The sequence below is a fragment of the Pseudomonas sp. SWRI81 genome (genome assembly GCF_014268545.1).
GTDB lineage: Bacteria > Pseudomonadota > Gammaproteobacteria > Pseudomonadales > Pseudomonadaceae > Aquipseudomonas > Aquipseudomonas hamedanensis.
On sequence record NZ_JABWQS010000003.1, the window covers coordinates 193,350 to 211,630 of the forward strand.

Here is an 18,281-nt window from a genome sequence, read left to right on the forward strand (position 1 = left end):
GTGACGCCATGGAAGACCCCTTCATCGTGAAGCGTTGCAACAAGATCGTCATTCATGGACGCCGCGCCGGGGAGCGCCCGCAGCCACCGGCCGAAGCCACGGCCTGGTTCCGTATCTGCGATACGCGTACCAACGGTTTCATCGGTGACGGCTAGGACGATCAGCTCGATGCGCAACGCGAATGCCAGCGACTCAACGCAGCCAGTTCTGTGTTAGCGGCCCACCGTCACCGGGCGGAGGCCGGCGATTAGCGGGTCTATACTGAAATCAGCTGTGACTCGCCGGCCTTTGGCTATCACTCACTGATGTTCTTGAATGGAGGTGTTCCATGTCCGAAAAAGAGTCCATCACCACCCTCCTCACCCTGCTCGACGCCCGCCAGGCGCGCCTCGCCGCCGCTTGCAAGGAGATCGCCGACTGGGTCGATCACCAAGGCGGCCACCCCACCGCGCTGCGCATCCGCGACCGCCTGAACGATATCGAAAAAGACACGCCGCTGATCCGCAACACGCTGTCGTCGCTCAAGCCCGTCGACCGGCCGCTGCCACGTTTCAGATAGGCCGGTCGCCCTGCTGATATTCGCGCGGCGTGCAGCCAAATTCACGGCGGAACACCGTGTGCAGATATTGCGCGGATTTAAAACCGCAACTGCGCGCGATGTCGGCAATGGCCGCGCCGGTATGGTTCAGGCCACTGGCCGCGGCCGCCAGTTTGAAGCGCAGGATCTCGTCGTGCACGCTGCAACCACGGACCTTGCGAAAATGTGCTTCCAGGGATGAGCGCGAAATGCCGACATAACCGGCCACTTGCGCCGTCTTGATGCCCTGACACGCGTACTGACGAATGAACAACAGCGCTTGCATCACATACGGATTGCCCAACGGCTGATGCAGGCTTGAGGTCTGCACATTGATCGCGTCCGGCGGGATGAGGATCTGTGTCCCCGTGGACGGCATGCCGTGCAGCATCTGATGGAGCAGATGCGCGGCGGTGCGGCCCATGGTCTCGGTGCCCTGAATCACTGAACTCAACGGCACGCGGGTCAGACTGCGGGTCAGCGGATCGTTATCGATGCCAATCAACGCGACTTGCTCGGGCACTGCGATGCCGGCGGTCAGGCAAGCCTGGAGCAACTGCCGCGCCCGGGCGTCACTGACGGCGATAATCCCCACCGGTTTGGGCAAGCTTTGCAGCCAGGCGATCTGTTGTTCGACGGCGCTGTCCCACAGCGGCGCGCTGGTGCCCATGCCGCGATAGATCTCAACCTCCAGGCCATCGCGCTGCATCAAACGGCGAAAGGCTTTTTCGCGCTCTTGCGCCCAGCGGTTGGCTTGCGCCTCGGGCAGGCTGAAGCAGGCAAACCGCGTCAGTCCGGCCTCGATCAAATGCTCGTAGGCCATTTTCATCAGGGCGTCGTTATCGGTCGCCACGTAGGGAATGCCCTTGGGGTAGGCCCGCGCATCCTGATAAGAACCGCCCACTGCGACCACCGGCCTGTTGATGCCAGCCAACGCTTCGCCGATCAGCGGATCGTCGAAGTCGGCAATGATCCCGTCGCCCTGCCAGCGCTCGATGCCTTTCAGGCGACAAAGAAAATCCTCCTCGAGAAACAGATCCCAGGACGCGCGCGTGCTGCTCAGGTAGTTGCCGATGCCGCTGATGATGCCGCGGTCGTAGATCTTGTTGCCGTTGAACAACAGGGCGATGCGGTGCACGGGCGGGACGGTTTTCATGGGTCGGATCCGGGCGTTCGATGCCGAGGCGATCGACACAGACTAGGCCCGCGCGCGGCGAAGCTCAATAGTCAAAATCGCACACCCGGTTGGTGATTTTCATAATCAGCACCCCCTGCGCCGTTGCTAGTATCGAGGCACACCAAGAACAACAAAGGACCGCCCCATGTCGTTTTTCCCCGATGTCGACAAGATCCGCTACGAGGGCCCCGCCAGCGAATCCGCCCTCGCCTTCCGCCACTATGACGCCGATAAAGTCGTCCTCGGCAAACCGATGCGCGAGCACCTGCGCATGGCGGTCTGCTACTGGCACACGTTCGTCTGGCCGGGTTCCGACGTGTTCGGCGCCGGTACGTTCAAGCGGCCCTGGCAGCGCAGTGGTGACCCCATGGAATTGGCGATCGGCAAGGCCGAGGCGGCGTTCGAATTCTTCAGCAAACTGGGCATCGATTATTACTGCTTCCACGACACAGACGTCGCCCCCGAAGGCAACTCCCTGCGTGAATACCGCCATAACTTTGCGCAGATGGTCGATCATCTGGAGCGTCATCAAGAGCAGTCGGGTATCAAGCTGCTGTGGGGCACCGCCAACTGCTTCAGCAATCCGCGCTTCGCCGCTGGCGCCGCGAGCAATCCCGACCCGCAGATTTTCGCCTGCGCCGCCGCCCAGGTGTTCAGCGCAATGAACGCGACACAGCGCCTCAAGGGTTCGAACTACGTGCTCTGGGGCGGTCGCGAAGGCTATGAAACCTTGCTCAATACCGACCTCAAACGCGAGCGCGAACAACTCGGGCGCTTCATGCGCATGGTGGTCGAGCACAAGCACAAGATCGGCTTCAAGGGCGACCTGCTGATCGAACCGAAACCGCAGGAGCCGACCAAGCATCAGTACGATTACGACACCGCCACGGTGTTCGGCTTTCTCCAGCAGTACGGTCTGGAAAACGAAATCAAGGTCAACATCGAAGCCAACCACGCAACGCTTGCCGGGCACAGTTTCCACCATGAAATCGCCACGGCGACGTCGCTGGGCATCTTCGGCAGCATCGACGCCAACCGCGGCGACCCACAGAACGGCTGGGACACCGATCAGTTCCCCAACAGCGTCGAGGAAATGACCCTGGCCACCTATGAAATCCTCAAGGCCGGAGGTTTCACCCATGGCGGCTTCAACTTCGATTCCAAGGTGCGCCGCCAGAGTCTCGACGACGTCGACCTGTTCCACGGCCACGTTGCCGCCATGGACGTGCTCGCCCTGGCGCTGGAACGCGCCGCTGCGATGGTCCAGGACGACCGCCTGCAAAAATTCAAGGATCAGCGTTACGCCGGCTGGCAACAACCGTTAGGGCAGGCGGTGCTGGCTGGCGAATTCAGTCTCGAGTCGCTGGCCGAACACGCCTTCAGCAACGAGCTCAACCCACACGCCGTCAGCGGCCGCCAGGAGATGCTCGAGAACGTCGTCAACCGGTTCATTTATTCCTGAGCACGACGCGGGTCGCGGTGACATTTCCATGACAATTCTGTCGCCGCGAACCTCGATCAACGTTCTACAGTTTCTGGCGCACCATGCGCCTCGTCAGGCAGTGTCTTCCAACAACAATAAAAGGACGCACCACCATGAACAAAGCCAAACGTACCTTGCTCGCCGGCGCCCTCGCCCTGCTCTCGTTACCGGTCATGGCCGACTCGGCCAACCCGAAAATCGGTTTTTCCATCGATGACCTGCGCCTCGAACGCTGGTCGCGCGACCGCGATTATTTCGTCGCGGCGGCGGAGAAAATGAACGCCAAGGTCTTTGTGCAATCGGCCGATGCCAACGAGCAGAAGCAGATTTCACAAATCGAAAACCTGATTTCCCGTGGCGTCGACGTGATCGTCATCGTGCCGTTCAATGCCACCGTGCTGACCAATGCGGTCGCCGAGGCGAAGAAGGCCGGGATCAAAGTGGTGTCGTATGACCGCTTGATTCTTAACGCCGATGTCGACGCCTACATTTCCTTCGATAACGAAAAAGTCGGCGAGATGCAGGCCGGCGGTGTGCTCAAGGCTGCGCCGAAGGGCAATTACTTCCTGCTCGGTGGCGCGCCGACCGACAACAACGCGAAGATCCTGCGTGAAGGCCAGATGAAGGTGCTGCAACCGGCGATCGACAAAGGCGACATCAAAATCGTCGGCCAGCAATGGGTCAAGGAATGGAACCCGACCGAGGCGCTGAGCATCGTCGAAAACGCACTGACCCGTAACAACAACAAAATCGACGGCATCGTCGCCTCCAACGACGCCACCGCCGGCGGCGCAATCCAGGCGCTGGCCGCGCAGAAGCTGGCCGGCAAGGTGCCGATCTCCGGCCAGGACGCCGACCTTGCCGCTGTGAAGCGAGTCATCGACGGCACGCAGACCATGACCGTCTACAAGCCACTGAAACTGATCGCCTCCGAAGCCGCCAAGCTGTCGGTGCAACTGGCGCGCAACGAAAAACCGACCTATAGCTCGCAGTACGACAATGGCAGCAAAAAAGTCGACACCATCCTGCTCACGCCCACCGCGTTGACCAAGGACAACATCGACCTGCTCGAACAGGACGGCTTCTACACCAAGGCACAGATCGCCGGGAAGTGATCAGACCGTAACGTTCTGATCATGCACAACCCTTGTGGGAGCGAGCCTGCTCGCGAAGACGGTATGTCAGTCAGCAAAGCAGTGTCTGGACTGACGCTTTCGCGAGCAGGCTCGCTCCCACAGGTCCAGTGTCCGAGTCTTGGTCTGTGAGCCTCTCCCATGTCCGACTATCTGCTGCAAATGAACGGCATCGTCAAATCCTTCGGCGGTGTCAAAGCCCTCAATGGCATTGATATCAAGGTCAGGCCCGGTGAATGCGTGGGCCTGTGCGGCGAGAATGGCGCCGGCAAGTCAACGTTGATGAAGGTGCTGTCGGCGGTCTATCCCTACGGCACCTGGGACGGTGAAATCCTCTGGGATGGCCAGCCGCTGCGCGCGCAGTCGATCAGCGAAACGGAAGCGGCCGGCATCGTCATCATCCATCAGGAACTGACCCTGGTGCCCGACCTGTCCGTGGCCGAAAACATTTTCATGGGCCATGAACTGACCTTGCCCGGCGGGCGCATGAATTACCCGGCGATGATCCACCGCGCCGAAGCCCTGATGCGCGAGCTGAAAGTGCCGGACATGAACGTCTCGCTGCCGGTTTCGCAGTACGGCGGGGGTTACCAGCAACTGGTGGAAATCGCCAAGGCCTTGAACAAACAGGCGCGCCTGTTGATTCTCGACGAGCCCTCCTCTGCCCTGACCCGCTCGGAAATCGAGGTGTTGCTCGACATCATCCACGACCTCAAGGCCAAGGGCGTCGCCTGTGTTTACATCTCGCACAAACTCGATGAAGTGGCTGCGGTGTGCGACACCATTGCGGTGATTCGCGACGGTCGGCATATCGCGACCACGGCCATGGCCGACATGGACATCGCGCAGATCATCACGCAAATGGTCGGACGCGAAATGGCCAACCTCTACCCCACCGAACCGCACGCGATCGGCGAGGTTATTTTCGAGGCACGCCACGTCACCTGCTATGACGTCGACAGCCCGAAGCGCAAACGCGTCGACGACGTGTCGTTCGTTCTCAGGCGTGGCGAAATACTCGGCATTGCCGGCCTGGTCGGTGCCGGGCGCACAGAGCTGGTGTCCGCGCTGTTCGGCGCCTATCCGGGGCGCTACGAAGCGCAGGTGTGGCTGGAGGGTCAGTGCATCGACACGCGCACGCCGCTCAAAGCGATCCGCGCCGGCCTGTGCATGGTCCCCGAGGACCGCAAGCGTCAAGGCATCATTCCGGATCTGGGCGTCGGGCAGAACATCACCCTGGCGGTCCTCGACAGCTATTCGAAACTGACACGCATCGACGCCGAAGCCGAACTGGGCAGCATCGAGCGGGAAATCTCGCGCCTGCACTTGAAAACCGCCAGCCCGTTTCTGCCGATCACCAGCCTCTCGGGCGGCAACCAGCAAAAAGCCGTGCTGGCGAAGATGCTGCTGACCAAACCGAAGGTGCTGATTCTCGACGAGCCGACCCGTGGCGTCGACGTCGGCGCCAAGTACGAAATCTACAAGCTGATGGGCGCGCTGGCTGCCGAAGGGGTGGCGATCATCATGGTGTCGTCGGAACTGGCCGAAGTGCTCGGGGTGTCCGACCGCGTGCTGGTGATCGGCGATGGCCGCCTGCGCGGCGACTTCATCAACCAGCAATTGACCCAGGAACAGGTGCTCGCCGCCGCGCTCAGCCAACCCGATGGGCATCACCATAATGATCGGAAGTCCGCGTAGATGAATCAGGTCAAACAACTGTTCACCCGCTACAAAATGCTCGCGCTGGTCATCGCCGTGGCGCTGATCTGGCTGTTCTTCAGTTGGCAGACCGAGGGTGGTTTCCTCACCCCGCGCAACCTCTCCAACCTGCTGCGGCAAATGTCGATCACCGGGATTCTCGCCTGCGGCATGGTGCTGGTGATCATCAGCGGCGAGATCGATTTGTCAGTCGGCTCGCTGCTGGGTTTGCTCGGCGGGCTGGCGGCGATTCTGGACGTTGTCTACCATATTCCGCTGCTGGCCAACCTCAGTCTGGTCGCGCTGTGTGGCTTGATGATCGGCCTGGCCAACGGCTACATGACCGCCTATCTGCGCATCCCTTCGTTCATCGTCGGCCTGGGCGGCATGCTGGCGTTTCGCGGCATCTTGCTGGGGATTACCGGCGGCACGACCATCGCCCCGGTGTCGCCGGAACTGGTGTATGTCGGCCAGGGTTATCTGCCGCACGCGGTGGGCAGCGGGTTGGGCATTGTGCTGTTCGCACTGACGCTGTTCCTGACCTGGAAGCAACGCCGCAACCGCGCGCTGCATGGATTGGCCGCGCATTCATTGGTGCGGGATGGACTGCGGGTGGTGCTGATCGGCGCGGTAATCACCGGGTTCGTCGTGACCCTCAACAGCTACGACGGGATTCCGGTGCCGGTGTTGCTGCTGTTGGTGCTGCTCGGTGTGTTCAGCTACGTCACCAGCCAGACCGTGTTTGGCCGTCGGGTGTATTCGGTGGGCAGCAATATGGAGGCGACGCGCCTGTCGGGCATCAATGTGCAGGCAGTGAAATTATGGATTTTCGGCATCATGGGGGTGATGTGTGCGTTGGCCGGGATGGTCAATACCGCGCGCCTGGCGGCCGGTTCGCCGTCGGCGGGCAGCATGGGCGAACTCGACGCCATTGCCGCGTGCTTTATCGGCGGCACCTCGATGCGCGGCGGATCGGGCACGGTGTACGGCGCCCTGCTCGGGGCCCTGGTGATCACCAGCCTCGACAATGGCATGTCGATGCTCGACGTCGACAGTTACTGGCAGATGATCGTCAAGGGCAGCATCCTGGTGCTCGCCGTGTGGGTCGATGTCAGCACCCGCACCGCCCGGCGCTGAGCGTTCCGGGCCGCCCGCTAGCGTGACTGGGCGCGCTGGCGGCAGGCCTCGCCGAAAGCATGGAAAATCACCCGGTAATCGGCATTGTCCATCACGTGCCATTCCGGGTGCCATTGCACCGCCAGGGCGAAGCCCTTGCTGCCTTCCACCGACAGCGCTTCAATCAAGCCGTCCTCGGCGATCGCCTCGATACGCAGGCCTTCGGCGACTCGCCCGATGCCTTGTCCGTGCACTGAATTGACTTTGATCACCCCGTTCAAGCCCAGCCGCGACAGCACACCGCCCGGTTGCACGGTCACGTCGTGGGTGCGAGCGTATTGTTCCTCGATTGATTCGTCGCTGGGCGGTTCGTGTTCCGGCCCCGGTTCGTCGAGTTGCTGATCAAGCGTTCCGCCGAACGCCACGTTCAGTTCCTGCAACCCCCGGCACAGGCCGAGCACCGGTAAACCGGCGTCAACGGCCGCGCGCCATAGCGGCAGCGCCAATTGATCGCGCGCCGGATCGTGCTCGGTGCCCGGCGGGTTCGGGCGGCCACCATAGTGATGCGGTTCGATGTTCGACGGCGCGCCGGTGAACAGCAGACCGTCGAGGCTGGCGATGATCTGCGCCGGGTCGAGCAAGTCGGGAAACATCGGCAGAATCAGCGGCAACCCCTTCGCCGCCGTGGCCACCGCCTGCGAATTCTTGTCGTCATTCATTTGCACGGCGTGCGGACCGATCTGCGAGGAACAGGCCGTGACCCCGATGATGGGCAGACGAGACATGTGAACACCCCCGTTGTGCTGTTATCAGTGCTTGTCCCTATGTGGATTGCGCTGCGAGCCGGTGCGTTCATTTAGTTTCGACCGCAGCCGATCCCACCTGCGGGAACGGGCTTGCTCGCGAAAGCGCTGGGTCAGCCAGCACTGCTCTGGCTGAAAGATTGCCTTCGCGAGCAAGCTCGCTCCCACATGGATTGCCGCTGCACACACAACCTGCTGACACACAATAAAACCTGTAGGAGTGAGCCTGCTCGCGAAAGCGCCGGGTCAGTCGCCACTTCTCCAACTGACAGATCGCCTTCGCGAGCAAGCCCGCTCCCGCATGGTTTTTTCTGGATCCAGCCACTGGCAAACGACCTCTCATCCCGTCACGCACGAATACAGTTGAACCTCAAACGGCGGCGTTTTTTCTATCGCTAACACACCGATGGAGGACTGCAACATGACTGACCATCCGCTGATAGCGACTCACTCCCGAAACAACAGCCAGCAGCGCGGGGCGATGACCGGCGCCGAGCGTGCGTTGTCGCTGACGGCCGGGGCCGCGTTGTTGACGCATGGCTGGCGCAAGGGTGGCCTGGCCGGTGCTCTGGAGATCGTGGCCGGGGCGTATGGCGTGTGGCGCGGCGTTGCCGGCCATTGCCGTTTGAAACAGGCGCTGACGCCCACGCCGTTCGAGCAGCAGTTCAGCCGTGAGCACCACTGGCCGGTCAGCGAAGCCATTACCCGCAGCGTGACCATCATGCGACCGCTGGAAGAAGTCTGGGACTTTATCGCCCGTGTCGACAATATCGGCCCGCTGCTGCGCTGGGTCGACAGCGTCGAACAACTGACGCCCGACACCACGCGCTGGACGGTCCGCGCGCCCGCCGGGCGGCGTCTGCACTGGACGCTGGTCCGTCAGCCTGCCGAGAGCGGCAATTCACTGCATTGGCAGACCTCGGCCGAGTCGCGCTGGCAGCACGATATCTCGGTATCGCTCACGCCTGCGCCGGCCGGTCGCGGCACCGAAGTCAAAGCCGTGATCGCCTGCAAACCGTCGATGGGCAAACTCGGCTACGGTCTCGCCCGGGCCATCAGCCTGTTCAGCGACAAGGCCTTGCTCAACGGCCTGCAAGCGATAAAACAGCAAATGGAAACCGGCGAAGTCAGCAACAACCGACTGCGCCCCGAAGGCGACGATGATTTCTTTTATGTCCACGGCGAAAGCACGGACACCGCCGGCCAGCAATCGGTCAAGACCGGCGTGGTGATTGAAGGAGGGATTCACTGATGCGCGCACTTACCTGGCAAGCCCCCAACCGTCTGCAAGTCGACAACGTGGCCGATCCGGCGATCCTCAACCCGCGCGATGCAATCATCCGCGTGACACTGTCGTCGGTGTGCGGCTCCGATCTGCATTTGCTCGGCGGTTACGTTCCGGCGATGAAGCCGGGCGATATCATCGGCCATGAATTCATGGGCGAGATCGTCGAAGTCGGGCCCGGCGTCAACGGCCTGCGCAAGGGTGACAAGGTCATCACCATTTCGATCATCGGCTGCGGACATTGCGAACACTGTCAGCGCAGCGATTTTTCCTGCTGCGACAACTCCAACCCCAACCCCTCGGCGACCGACCTCGCCTATGGCCAACCGTGCTGCGGCATCATCGGCTACAGCCATGCCTTCGGCGGGTATCCGGGCAGCCATGCCACCTACGTGCGCGTGCCGTACGCCGACACCAACCTGTTCAAAGTGCCTGAAGGCGTACGCGACGAACAGGCGTTGTTCGTGTCCGACGCCGCGCCAACCGGCTATTTCGCCGCCGACAACGCCGGGATCCAGCCGGGCGACACGGTGGCGGTGTGGGGCTGCGGCGGGGTCGGGCTGATGGCGATCTGCAGCGCCTATCTGCTCGGTGCAGAACGGGTGATTGCGATCGACCGCTACCCGGACCGCCTGCGTCTGGCCGAAGAACGTGGCAAGGCGATCACCATCAACTACGAACGCACCAACGTCCACGAAGCCCTGTTGGAACTGACCGGCGGACGCGGGCCGGATCGTTGCATCGATTGCGTCGGCATGGAGGCCCACGGCACCGAGATCGATTACGCCTACGACAAAACCAAGCAGATGCTGCGCCTGCACACCGAGCGCGGCACGGTGCTGCGTCAGGCCATTCGCGCCTGTCGCAAGGGCGGCACGGTGTCGGTGGTCGGTGTGTACGGCGGCCTGCTCGATAAATTCCCGATGGGCGCGATTGTCAACAAGGCCCTGACGCTCAAGTCCGGGCAGCAGCCAGGGCAACGCTACGCGCCGACCTTGTTCGAACACATCCAGAAAGGCGAACTCGACCCCTCGTGGTTGCTTACCCACCCCATGAGCCTGGAGGATGGCGCGCAGGGCTATCAGATGTTCAAGGAAAAAACCGACCAGTGCCTGCGAGCCGTATTCAAACCATGATGAGCACAGCGCCACTGACGCCGGCAGGCGTTGCCGGCAGCAGTGGCGTTGCCAACCTAGTCGTCCGCGTGATTATGCGCATCGGCGCACGGCAACCGGCCTGACTCGCCACCGGCAATTCGCTCCGCCTGGTCGATACCGCGCTTGAGCGCGTCTTCAACGGTCCACTCGATGCCCGGCAGTTTTTTGATTCGCTCGTGGGCGCATTCACCGGTCGCGGTGTAGACGCTGATGAACATTTCAATGTCGCCATCCTCCGCCTCCCGTGTCCGCACTTCGATGTGACAGCCGTTTTCGACCTCTTCCGTATGGCACTTTTCGTCCTTTTCCGTCGCCTTCCATTTCCTGTAGGTTTCGCCGCGTATGAACATGTCGTACTCCTGAAGTGAATCCGCTCTCTTCAAAGACCCACCCTCTCGCTGGATGATTCCCGGTTTGCCGAGAGGCATTTTCAGCATAACTCGCTAGTTCCCCTCTGCCGTTTCGCTAGTTCAACCGTTCGTCAGTTTGCGAAACATTTTGTCAAACCAATGCCTGAGCGCTTATTCAAAAATTTCGAGGCCCAGGCGAGCTCAACTACTACTCGTTAGTCAGCCCCACGGTAATAAACCGGTACAGAAATAGTGCTTTCTGTCCACGGCAAACTGTTGCCGAAAGAATATAACGGGCCCACTTCGCTTCGCTTACCCAACAAGCGAAGCGCTATTACCCCGGGATAAACACGCGTCGCCGTTACGACGTTAAAAGGATCGATACTTAGAACAGGAGCCTATATGAAGCGAACAATCAGCTATTGCCTGGTCTATCTCGCTACCAGCGTTCTGCTCGCCGGTTGCAATCTGATCGTGTTCAATCCCAAGGGCCAGGTTGCCCGGGACGAGCGCGACCTCATCATTCTCGCAACGGGCCTCATGCTGCTGGTAGTGATACCGGTGATTGTCATGATGTTCGTGTTTGCCTACCGTTACCGCGCCACCAACAAGAAGGCCAAGTACTCGCCGCGCTGGGCCAGCTCGCACAAGATCGAGGCAGTGGTCTGGGGCGTGCCGTTCCTGATCATTTGCGTGCTGGGCTGGGTGACGTGGGAAACCACCCACTCGCTGGACCCTTATCGACCGCTGGATTCGGACACGCCACCGCTCAACGTGCAGGTCGTGGCGACTGACTGGAAATGGTTGTTCATCTACCCCGACCTAGGCATCGCTTCGGTCAATGAACTGGCGGTGCCGGTCAATACCCCGGTGAGTTTTACCGTGACTTCGGATGCAGCGATGACTTCGTTTTTCATCCCGGCGCTGGGCGGCCAGATTTATGCAATGGCGGGCATGCAGACCAAGTTGCATTTGATTGCCAACGAAACCGGCCAGTTTCGCGGGATTGCCGCCAACTATAACGGCCATGGTTTCTCCGACATGCACTTCAGTACGTTGTCGCTCACTGGCGCGGATTACGAAGCGTGGGTCAACAAAGTCAAAAGCGCGCCACAAAAACTTGATCACGCCAGTTATGCGCAGTTGGCCAAACCTTCCGTCGCCCACCGGATTACTTATTACTCGGCCGTTCAGGATCGGCTGTTTCTGGACATCGTCGACAAGTATGAAGGCATGAACAAGGCACCCCGTGCCAAAGACAGTCAGGTGCAACGCAACAGCGATGACAAGCGCGCCGATCAACAACCGAGTCTGCTGGCCGAGGAGCGTTAATAATGTTCGGGAAACTTTCGTGGGACGCCGTTCCATTGCACGAGCCGATTGTCATGTACACCCTGGCCATCGTTGGCCTGATGGGTTTTGCCCTGATCGGCACCGTCACCTGGAAGCGCAAGTGGGGTTACCTCTGGCGTGAGTGGTTCACCTCAGTCGACCACAAGAAAATCGGCTGCATGTACATCATCGTCGCGCTGGTCATGCTGCTGCGTGGCTTCTCCGACGCAATCATGATGCGCACTCAGCAGGCGATGGCCTCCAGTGGCGGGCCGGGCTATCTGCCACCGGAACACTACGACCAGATCTTCACCGCCCATGGCGTGATCATGATTTTCTTCATGGCCATGCCGTTCGTGGTCGGCCTGATGAACATCGTCGTGCCCCTGCAGATTGGTGCGCGCGATGTGGCTTACCCGTTTCTCAACGCACTGAGTTTCTGGCTGTTCGTGGTCGGCGCGGCGTTGGTGAACATCTCCCTGGGCGTCGGCGAATTTGCCCGCACCGGCTGGGTCGCCTACCCGCCCTTATCCGAACTGGGCTATAGCCCCGGGGTCGGCGTCGACTATTACATCTGGTCATTACAGATATCCGGGATCGGCACGCTACTGACCGGGGTCAATTTCTTTGTGACCATCCTGAAGATGCGCACCGAGGGCATGACCCTGTTCAAAATGCCGGTGTTCACCTGGAACGCGTTGTGCACCTCGGTGCTGATTCTTGCGGCGTTCCCGATCCTCACCGCAACGCTGCTGATGCTTACGCTCGACCGTTATCTGGGCATGCACTTCTTCACCAACGAGGCCGGCGGCAACCCGATGATGTACGTCAACCTCATCTGGGCCTGGGGCCATCCGGAGGTATACATCCTGATCCTGCCGGCGTTCGGGGTCTTTTCCGAGATCGCCGCGACCTTCAGCAGCAAGCGCCTGTTCGGTTACGTTTCACTGGTGTGGGCAACGATCGCGATCACGATTCTCTCGTTCGTTGTCTGGCTGCACCACTTCTTCACCATGGGCGCCGGGGCCAACGTCAACGCGTTCTTCGGGATCATGACGATGATCATCGCGGTGCCGACCGGGGTGAAAATCTTCACCTGGCTGTTCACCATGTATCGCGGCCGCGTACGTTTCGAAACGCCGATGCTGTGGACCCTCGGCTTTATCGTCACGTTCAGCATCGGCGGCATGACCGGTGTGCTGCTGGCCGTGCCCGGTGCCGACTTCCTGTTGCATAACAGCCTGTTCCTGATCGCCCACTTCCATAACGTCATCATCGGTGGCGCGGTGTTTGGCTACATGGCCGGGCTGACGTACTGGTTCCCCAAAGCCTTCGGCTTCCGTCTCAACGACAAGCTCGGGCGCATCGCGTTCTGGTGCTGGCTGATCGGCTTTTACTTCGCTTTCATGCCCTCCTACGTTCTCGGTTTCATGGGCATGACCCGGCGCCTCAATCACTTCGACAATCCCGACTGGCAGCCCTGGCTGCTCCTGGAATTGCTGGGGGTGGGCATCATTCTCTGCGGCGTCACCGCGCAAGCGCTGCAACTGTTCGTCAGCATTCGCAACCGCGCCAAATACCGCGACCTCACCGGCGATCCGTGGGACGGGCGCACGCTGGAATGGGCCACGGCCTCGCCGCCGCCGTTCTACAACTTTGCCGAGCAACCGAAAGTCAGCGACCTCGACGCCTACTGGGGCATGAAGGAGCGCGGCGTCAGTACGCTCAATCACACTGACTACCGCGCCATACATATGCCGCGCAACACCTCGGCCGGTCTGGTGATCAGCGTGTTCGCGCTGATCTGCAGCTTCGCCCTGGTGTGGCACATCTGGTGGCTGGCGATCTTCGGGCTGGTCGCTTCGGTGGCGGCGATGATCGTGCGCAGCTACGACGAAGACATTGACTATTTCGTGCCGGCTGAAGAAGTCGCGCGGATTGAAAAAGCGCGTCTCAAAGACTTGGCGGAGGCCTGATCATGTCCAATATCGTGCTGGATAAAGACATCGCCCATAGCCATGAGCAGGGCCACGAAGATGCGGGTTCGATGCGCGTGTTCGGTTTCTGGATCTACCTGATGACCGACTGCATCCTGTTCGCCACGCTGTTCGCCGGCTATGCGGTGTTGCGCGACAGTGTGGCGGGCGGTCCCTCGACGGTGGACATTTTCGAGCTGCCGTATGTGCTGGTCGAAACCGCGCTGCTGTTGTTGAGCAGCATCACCTACGGCTACGCAATGCTCGCGATGAACCGCAATCACACCGGCCATGTGCTGCGCTGGCTGGGGGTTACGTTCGTTCTGGGTTGCGGCTTCATCGCGATGGAAATCAACGAATTCCATCACCTGATCGCCGAAGGCTACGGGCCGGACCGCAGCGGTTTCCTTACTGCGTTCTTCACCCTGGTCGGCACCCACGGGGCCCACGTGCTCAGCGGGCTGGTGTGGATGGCGGTGCTGATGGCGCAGATCCGCAGCCGCGGCCTGACCAATACCAACACCACGCGCCTGAGTTGCCTGAGCCTGTTCTGGCACTTCCTCGATGTGGTGTGGATCTGCGTATTTACCGTGGTCTATCTGCTGGGGGTGGTCTGACATGTATAACCAAAGTCCGATTCATAGCAGTGCCGGCACCAGCCATGGCACCGCCCGTTCGTACCTGATCGGGTTCATCATTTCGGTAGTCCTGACCGCGATCCCGTTTGCGCTGGTGATGTATCCCACGCTGCCGCGACACCTCACCGCGTGGGTGGTTGTCGCGCTGGGGGTGGTGCAGATTTTCGTCCATCTGAAATATTTCCTGCACCTGGACACCGCCGCAGAGCAGCGCTGGAACCTGATCGCGCTGATCTTTTCCGTTGTCATCATTGTGCTGCTCGTGGGGCTCTCGTTATGGATCATGGACAGCATTCATCACAACATGCTGGCGCACTGAAGCAATGGCTGCTGCCGCTCAATGTCGGTATCGAACTGACCAAACCCGGGATCATCTTCGGCAATCTCGCGTCGGTGTTCGGCGCGTATTGCCTGGCCGGCGCCGGGCAGCCGATTGCGCCAGGGCATCTGCTCGCGACGTTACTGGGAACGGCGCTGGTCATCGGTTGTGGCTGCGTCATCAACAATTGCGTCGACCGCGACATCGACCGGCGCATGGTACGTACCTGCCACCGTGCGCTGGCGATTCGCGCCGTCTCGGTCCCGACCGCGCTGTGCTATGCCCTGACGCTCGGCCTGATCGGTTTTGGCCTGTTGTGGACACGCACCAATGCCGTCGCGTGCGCAGCGGCGGCGGTCGGTCTGCTGATTTACGCGGGGATTTACACGTGCCTGATGAAGCGCCGCTCGCACTGGGGCACGCTGGTCGGCAGCCTGTCCGGTGCGATGCCGCCAGTGATCGGTTATTGCGCCGTGACGGCACTTCTGGATGCGACGGCGTGGATGCTGATCGTGGTGTTCTGTTGCTGGCAAATGCCGCACTCCCACGCCATCACGTTGATGCGCCGCGACGATTTCAAGGCCGCCGGATTGCCGACCTTGACGCTCGCCGAGGCGCGCAAGCAGATCCTCGGCTACATGATTGCGTTCCTTGCCGCCAGCCTCTTGCTGGGCCTGATCAGCCGACTCGGCGTGGCGTATTTTTTGCTCGTGGCGAGCCTCGGCGGCTACTGGCTCTGGCTCGCGCTGCACAGCCCCCCGGCAACCGATCAGAAAGCCTGGGCGCGGAAGATTTTCGCAGTGTCGATCATGGTGGTGCTCGGGTTTAACCTTGCCATGACGCTGGGCTGACACGCGGTCAGCGCATGCAACGATTCCATCCGCAGGAGAACTGATATGGACGAAGAAACCCTCAGAAAAACCGCCTACCGCATCTGGGAAGAACAAGGCCGCCCCCACGGTCAGGATTTCGAGCACTGGTTCCAGGCACAAGCGGAACTGGATGCGTTTGATTCGGACGGCTTGCCAGGCTCTATCGCCAGCAGCGTAGCGCCGCCTGCGCCAAAGAAAAAATCCAGAGACGCGCCTGCGTCAGCGGAGAAAAAGCCTCGCGCCAAAACGCCTTCGGCGAAGAAATGACCCCGTTGCGCACAACCGGGCGGCGAACGGATGAAACGTGGCATTAATCTGGTTGCGGCCGCGTTCGCCCTCACCGCCCTGTCGTATGGCCTGGCGCGCTTTGCCTATGGACTGCTGCTGCCAAGAATTCGTGTGGATCTGGGGCTCAGCGTATCGGCCGCTGGATGGATCGGCGGCAGTGCCTTCGCCGCTTACTGTGTCGGCATTGTCGCGACGTTTTTGGGCAACGGCCGACTGAGCGCGCGTGCGCTGGCGGTGATTGCCGGCGCCATGGCGTCGCTGGGGATGGCCGTGATGGTCCAGGCCTCGAACGGTTGGATGCTGGGCTGTGGCGTCGCGCTCGCCGGCTTGAGCACCGGCCTGACGTCACCACCGCTGGCCAGCGCCGTCGCTGCGCAGTTCGCCGACGATCAGCGTCCTCGGGCCAATGGTGTTATCAACGCCGGAACGGCGGCCGGCATCGTATTCTCCGGCGTGGCGGCGATGTTGGCCGCCGGGCAATGGCGTGAACTGTATGCGCTGTTCGCGATGATCGGCGTCGCGATAACGCTCTGGTTGTGGTTCGCCGTAGCGCCAGACGCTGCGACTGACGCTGCACCGAGCGTCTCTTGGTCCATGCTAGCAAGGCCCGGCTTGCTTGCCCTCAGTTGCAGCGCTTTTCTGATGGGGCTGGCGAGCACGGCGGTGTGGACATTCAGCGCTGACATTCTGCGTAGTCAATCCGGCTTCACCGAAGGGGCGATTGCCTGGGCCTGGATAGTGCTCGGCGTGGCCGGTCTCGGTGGCGGCTTCACGGGCGTGCTGACCCGTCGATTCGGCATCGCCAGGATCCATGGACTCGCCCTGCTCGGCATTGCCCTTGGCACGCTTGCCCTGGCGGCGGCCGCAGTCGCGCCGCTGTACGGCTTCGCAGCCCTGTGCCTGTTCGGCGCGGCTTACATCGTTTCGTCTGGCGCCTACCTGATTCAGGGCATCGGTCTGTTCCCGGATCGCCCGGACCTGGGCCTCGGTATTCCCTTCCTCGTTCTGGCGCTCGGCCAGACCGCCGGCACACCGCTTTTTGGCACGTTGCTGGAGGCGACCGGGGTTTTCACTGCTTTGATGGCGTGTGCAGTGGCCGCTTGCTGCGCCATTTTCTTGCGGCCGAATCAATCACGGCTCGACAGAGCCGACAGGTGACATCCAATGAAGTGAGGGCTCGACAATGACTGTGGACATCAGCAATTTCACCATTACCACCCCCCTGCCCATTTCGCCGACCAACCCGATTGCGCTGGAACTGATCGGTTCGCGAGCACTGCTCGAGTGCCCTGAAGTCATCGCAATGCTGCCGGACGGCTCGTTGCAGATGACGGCGCCCACCTTGGGTGCCTCCAGCAAGAGCACCAAGCGCACCCGCTGTGAATGGAAAGAGCCGGGGTACTGGCTGGTATCCAGTGCGCCTGACCACTGGTGCCGTCAGCAAATGCGCCTGGTGAAAGTCAACTCCTTGCAGAAAGTGGTCATCGGCCAGATACACGTGAAAGGTTCCCAACAGCCTCCGCTCAAGGTGTTCTGGAACAAGGGCAAGATAACCCTGGGATTCCGCGCGAGCTTTCTGCAAGCGGATCCGGTCAACACGACGGTGCTGGAAAATGTGCCGCTCGGCGCATTGTTCCAACTCAACATCCACGCCAACGCAAACGGTGCCGTGTCTGTGTCGGCCAGTTGCAACGGCGTTAAGTCCACCTCCGCCATCCTGCGCTTCGACGACACCTGGAACACCCAGACCCTGGCTTTCCACGGCGGGGTGTACAACCAGATCGATTACTCCGCCACCACCGACCCGAGCGACGGCTCGGTGTGCATTATCACCGACCTGTCCATCACCCACGCCTGACAGGGGCCGCTAGCTATCGTCACGCTCGATCATTTCGAGGCTAGATAGCTAGCGCATCAACTTGTAGATCAGCGAAAAGAAGGCGCCCAGACATAGAAAACCGATGGCCCGGTTTTCTTGTACAAGGCTGTCTCGCTGTCCTTCCTTAGGCATTAATTCCTTGGTAGGCACACCCGCTGAAGGTGAATCACGAGGTTGGATATTGCGTAGGCGTGATCG

General features: G+C 61.0%; 18 protein-coding genes and 1 pseudogene. 16 read left to right on the forward strand and 3 right to left on the reverse strand.

Going from position 1 to position 18,281, the window contains the following annotated elements; genetic code table 11:
- Window positions 1-8: 8 nt before the first annotated feature.
- Both HU765_RS03480 and HU765_RS03485 read left to right on the forward strand, forming a co-directional pair.
- Window positions 9-251, forward strand: a pseudogene (locus tag HU765_RS03480) (hypothetical protein).
- Window positions 252-328: 77 nt separating this feature from the next.
- Entirely contained in the window at window positions 329-559 is a 231-nt protein-coding gene (locus tag HU765_RS03485; RefSeq protein WP_186546374.1) for a hypothetical protein, read from the forward strand.
- Here HU765_RS03485 and HU765_RS03490 read toward each other — a convergent pair.
- Window positions 552-1,733: a XylR family transcriptional regulator gene (locus tag HU765_RS03490; protein WP_186619051.1), complete on the reverse strand. Its 1,182-nt coding sequence runs from the start codon at window positions 1,731-1,733 to the stop codon at window positions 552-554. The genes HU765_RS03485 and HU765_RS03490 overlap by 8 nt on opposite strands.
- Before the next feature lie 166 nt (window positions 1,734-1,899).
- Between HU765_RS03490 and xylA the strand changes: the two genes are divergently transcribed.
- The 4 genes from xylA (at window position 1,900) to HU765_RS03510 (ending at window position 7,205) form a co-directional block, all read left to right on the forward strand.
- On the forward strand, window positions 1,900-3,216 hold the full coding sequence (gene xylA, locus HU765_RS03495) for a xylose isomerase (protein ID WP_186619052.1): 1,317 nt from the start codon (window positions 1,900-1,902) through the stop codon (window positions 3,214-3,216).
- A 134-nt stretch (window positions 3,217-3,350) separates the two neighbouring features.
- Window positions 3,351-4,352: a D-xylose ABC transporter substrate-binding protein gene (gene xylF, locus HU765_RS03500; RefSeq protein ID WP_186546377.1), complete on the forward strand. Its 1,002-nt coding sequence runs from the start codon at window positions 3,351-3,353 to the stop codon at window positions 4,350-4,352.
- 159 nt (window positions 4,353-4,511) lie between these two features.
- A complete protein-coding gene (xylG, locus tag HU765_RS03505) occupies window positions 4,512-6,068 on the forward strand; it encodes a D-xylose ABC transporter ATP-binding protein (protein ID WP_186619053.1) in 1,557 nt (518 codons plus the stop codon).
- Complete coding sequence (locus tag HU765_RS03510; RefSeq protein WP_186619054.1) at window positions 6,069-7,205, forward strand: sugar ABC transporter permease; 1,137 nt, start codon at window positions 6,069-6,071, stop codon at window positions 7,203-7,205.
- A 17-nt stretch (window positions 7,206-7,222) separates the two neighbouring features.
- On the opposite strand, the gene HU765_RS03515 is transcribed toward HU765_RS03510, so the two are convergent.
- Window positions 7,223-7,969, reverse strand: coding sequence for a gamma-glutamyl-gamma-aminobutyrate hydrolase family protein (locus tag HU765_RS03515; RefSeq protein ID WP_186619055.1), 747 nt, complete (start codon window positions 7,967-7,969; stop codon window positions 7,223-7,225).
- A 439-nt stretch (window positions 7,970-8,408) separates the two neighbouring features.
- Here HU765_RS03515 and HU765_RS03520 point away from each other — a divergent pair, with 439 nt between their 5' ends.
- Complete coding sequence (locus HU765_RS03520) at window positions 8,409-9,239, forward strand: SRPBCC family protein (protein WP_186619056.1); 831 nt, start codon at window positions 8,409-8,411, stop codon at window positions 9,237-9,239.
- Entirely contained in the window at window positions 9,239-10,408 is a 1,170-nt protein-coding gene (locus tag HU765_RS03525; RefSeq protein ID WP_186619057.1) for a zinc-dependent alcohol dehydrogenase, read from the forward strand. Before HU765_RS03520 ends, HU765_RS03525 begins: the two co-directional genes overlap by 1 nt.
- A gap of 56 nt (window positions 10,409-10,464) precedes the next feature.
- Here HU765_RS03525 and HU765_RS03530 read toward each other — a convergent pair whose 3' ends face one another.
- Window positions 10,465-10,779, reverse strand: coding sequence for a hypothetical protein (locus tag HU765_RS03530; RefSeq protein ID WP_186619058.1), 315 nt, complete (start codon window positions 10,777-10,779; stop codon window positions 10,465-10,467).
- Window positions 10,780-11,181: 402 nt separating this feature from the next.
- Between HU765_RS03530 and cyoA the strand changes: the two genes are divergently transcribed.
- The 8 genes from cyoA to HU765_RS03570 are packed head-to-tail and all read left to right on the forward strand — an operon-like array spanning window position 11,182 to window position 18,062.
- Entirely contained in the window at window positions 11,182-12,111 is a 930-nt protein-coding gene (gene cyoA / locus HU765_RS03535) for a ubiquinol oxidase subunit II (RefSeq protein ID WP_186619059.1), read from the forward strand.
- Between the two features lie 2 nt (window positions 12,112-12,113).
- Window positions 12,114-14,087: a cytochrome o ubiquinol oxidase subunit I gene (cyoB, locus tag HU765_RS03540; protein WP_186546384.1), complete on the forward strand. Its 1,974-nt coding sequence runs from the start codon at window positions 12,114-12,116 to the stop codon at window positions 14,085-14,087.
- Between the two features lie 2 nt (window positions 14,088-14,089).
- Window positions 14,090-14,704 carry a cytochrome o ubiquinol oxidase subunit III gene (gene cyoC, locus HU765_RS03545; RefSeq protein WP_186546385.1) on the forward strand — a complete coding sequence of 205 codons (615 nt, stop codon included), beginning with the start codon at window positions 14,090-14,092 and terminating at the stop codon, window positions 14,702-14,704.
- A 1-nt stretch (window position 14,705) separates the two neighbouring features.
- Window positions 14,706-15,044 carry a cytochrome o ubiquinol oxidase subunit IV gene (gene cyoD / locus HU765_RS03550; RefSeq protein ID WP_186546386.1) on the forward strand — a complete coding sequence of 113 codons (339 nt, stop codon included), beginning with the start codon at window positions 14,706-14,708 and terminating at the stop codon, window positions 15,042-15,044.
- Window positions 15,002-15,895: a heme o synthase gene (gene cyoE, locus HU765_RS03555; protein WP_186619060.1), complete on the forward strand. Its 894-nt coding sequence runs from the start codon at window positions 15,002-15,004 to the stop codon at window positions 15,893-15,895. Before cyoD ends, cyoE begins: the two co-directional genes overlap by 43 nt.
- Before the next feature lie 45 nt (window positions 15,896-15,940).
- On the forward strand, window positions 15,941-16,183 hold the full coding sequence (locus HU765_RS03560) for a DUF2934 domain-containing protein (RefSeq protein ID WP_186619061.1): 243 nt from the start codon (window positions 15,941-15,943) through the stop codon (window positions 16,181-16,183).
- A gap of 30 nt (window positions 16,184-16,213) precedes the next feature.
- Complete coding sequence (locus HU765_RS03565; RefSeq protein WP_186619062.1) at window positions 16,214-17,362, forward strand: MFS transporter; 1,149 nt, start codon at window positions 16,214-16,216, stop codon at window positions 17,360-17,362.
- Between the two features lie 25 nt (window positions 17,363-17,387).
- Window positions 17,388-18,062, forward strand: a complete 675-nt coding sequence (locus tag HU765_RS03570; protein WP_186619063.1) for a polysaccharide lyase family 7 protein — start codon at window positions 17,388-17,390, stop codon at window positions 18,060-18,062.
- Window positions 18,063-18,281 lie beyond the last annotated feature (219 nt).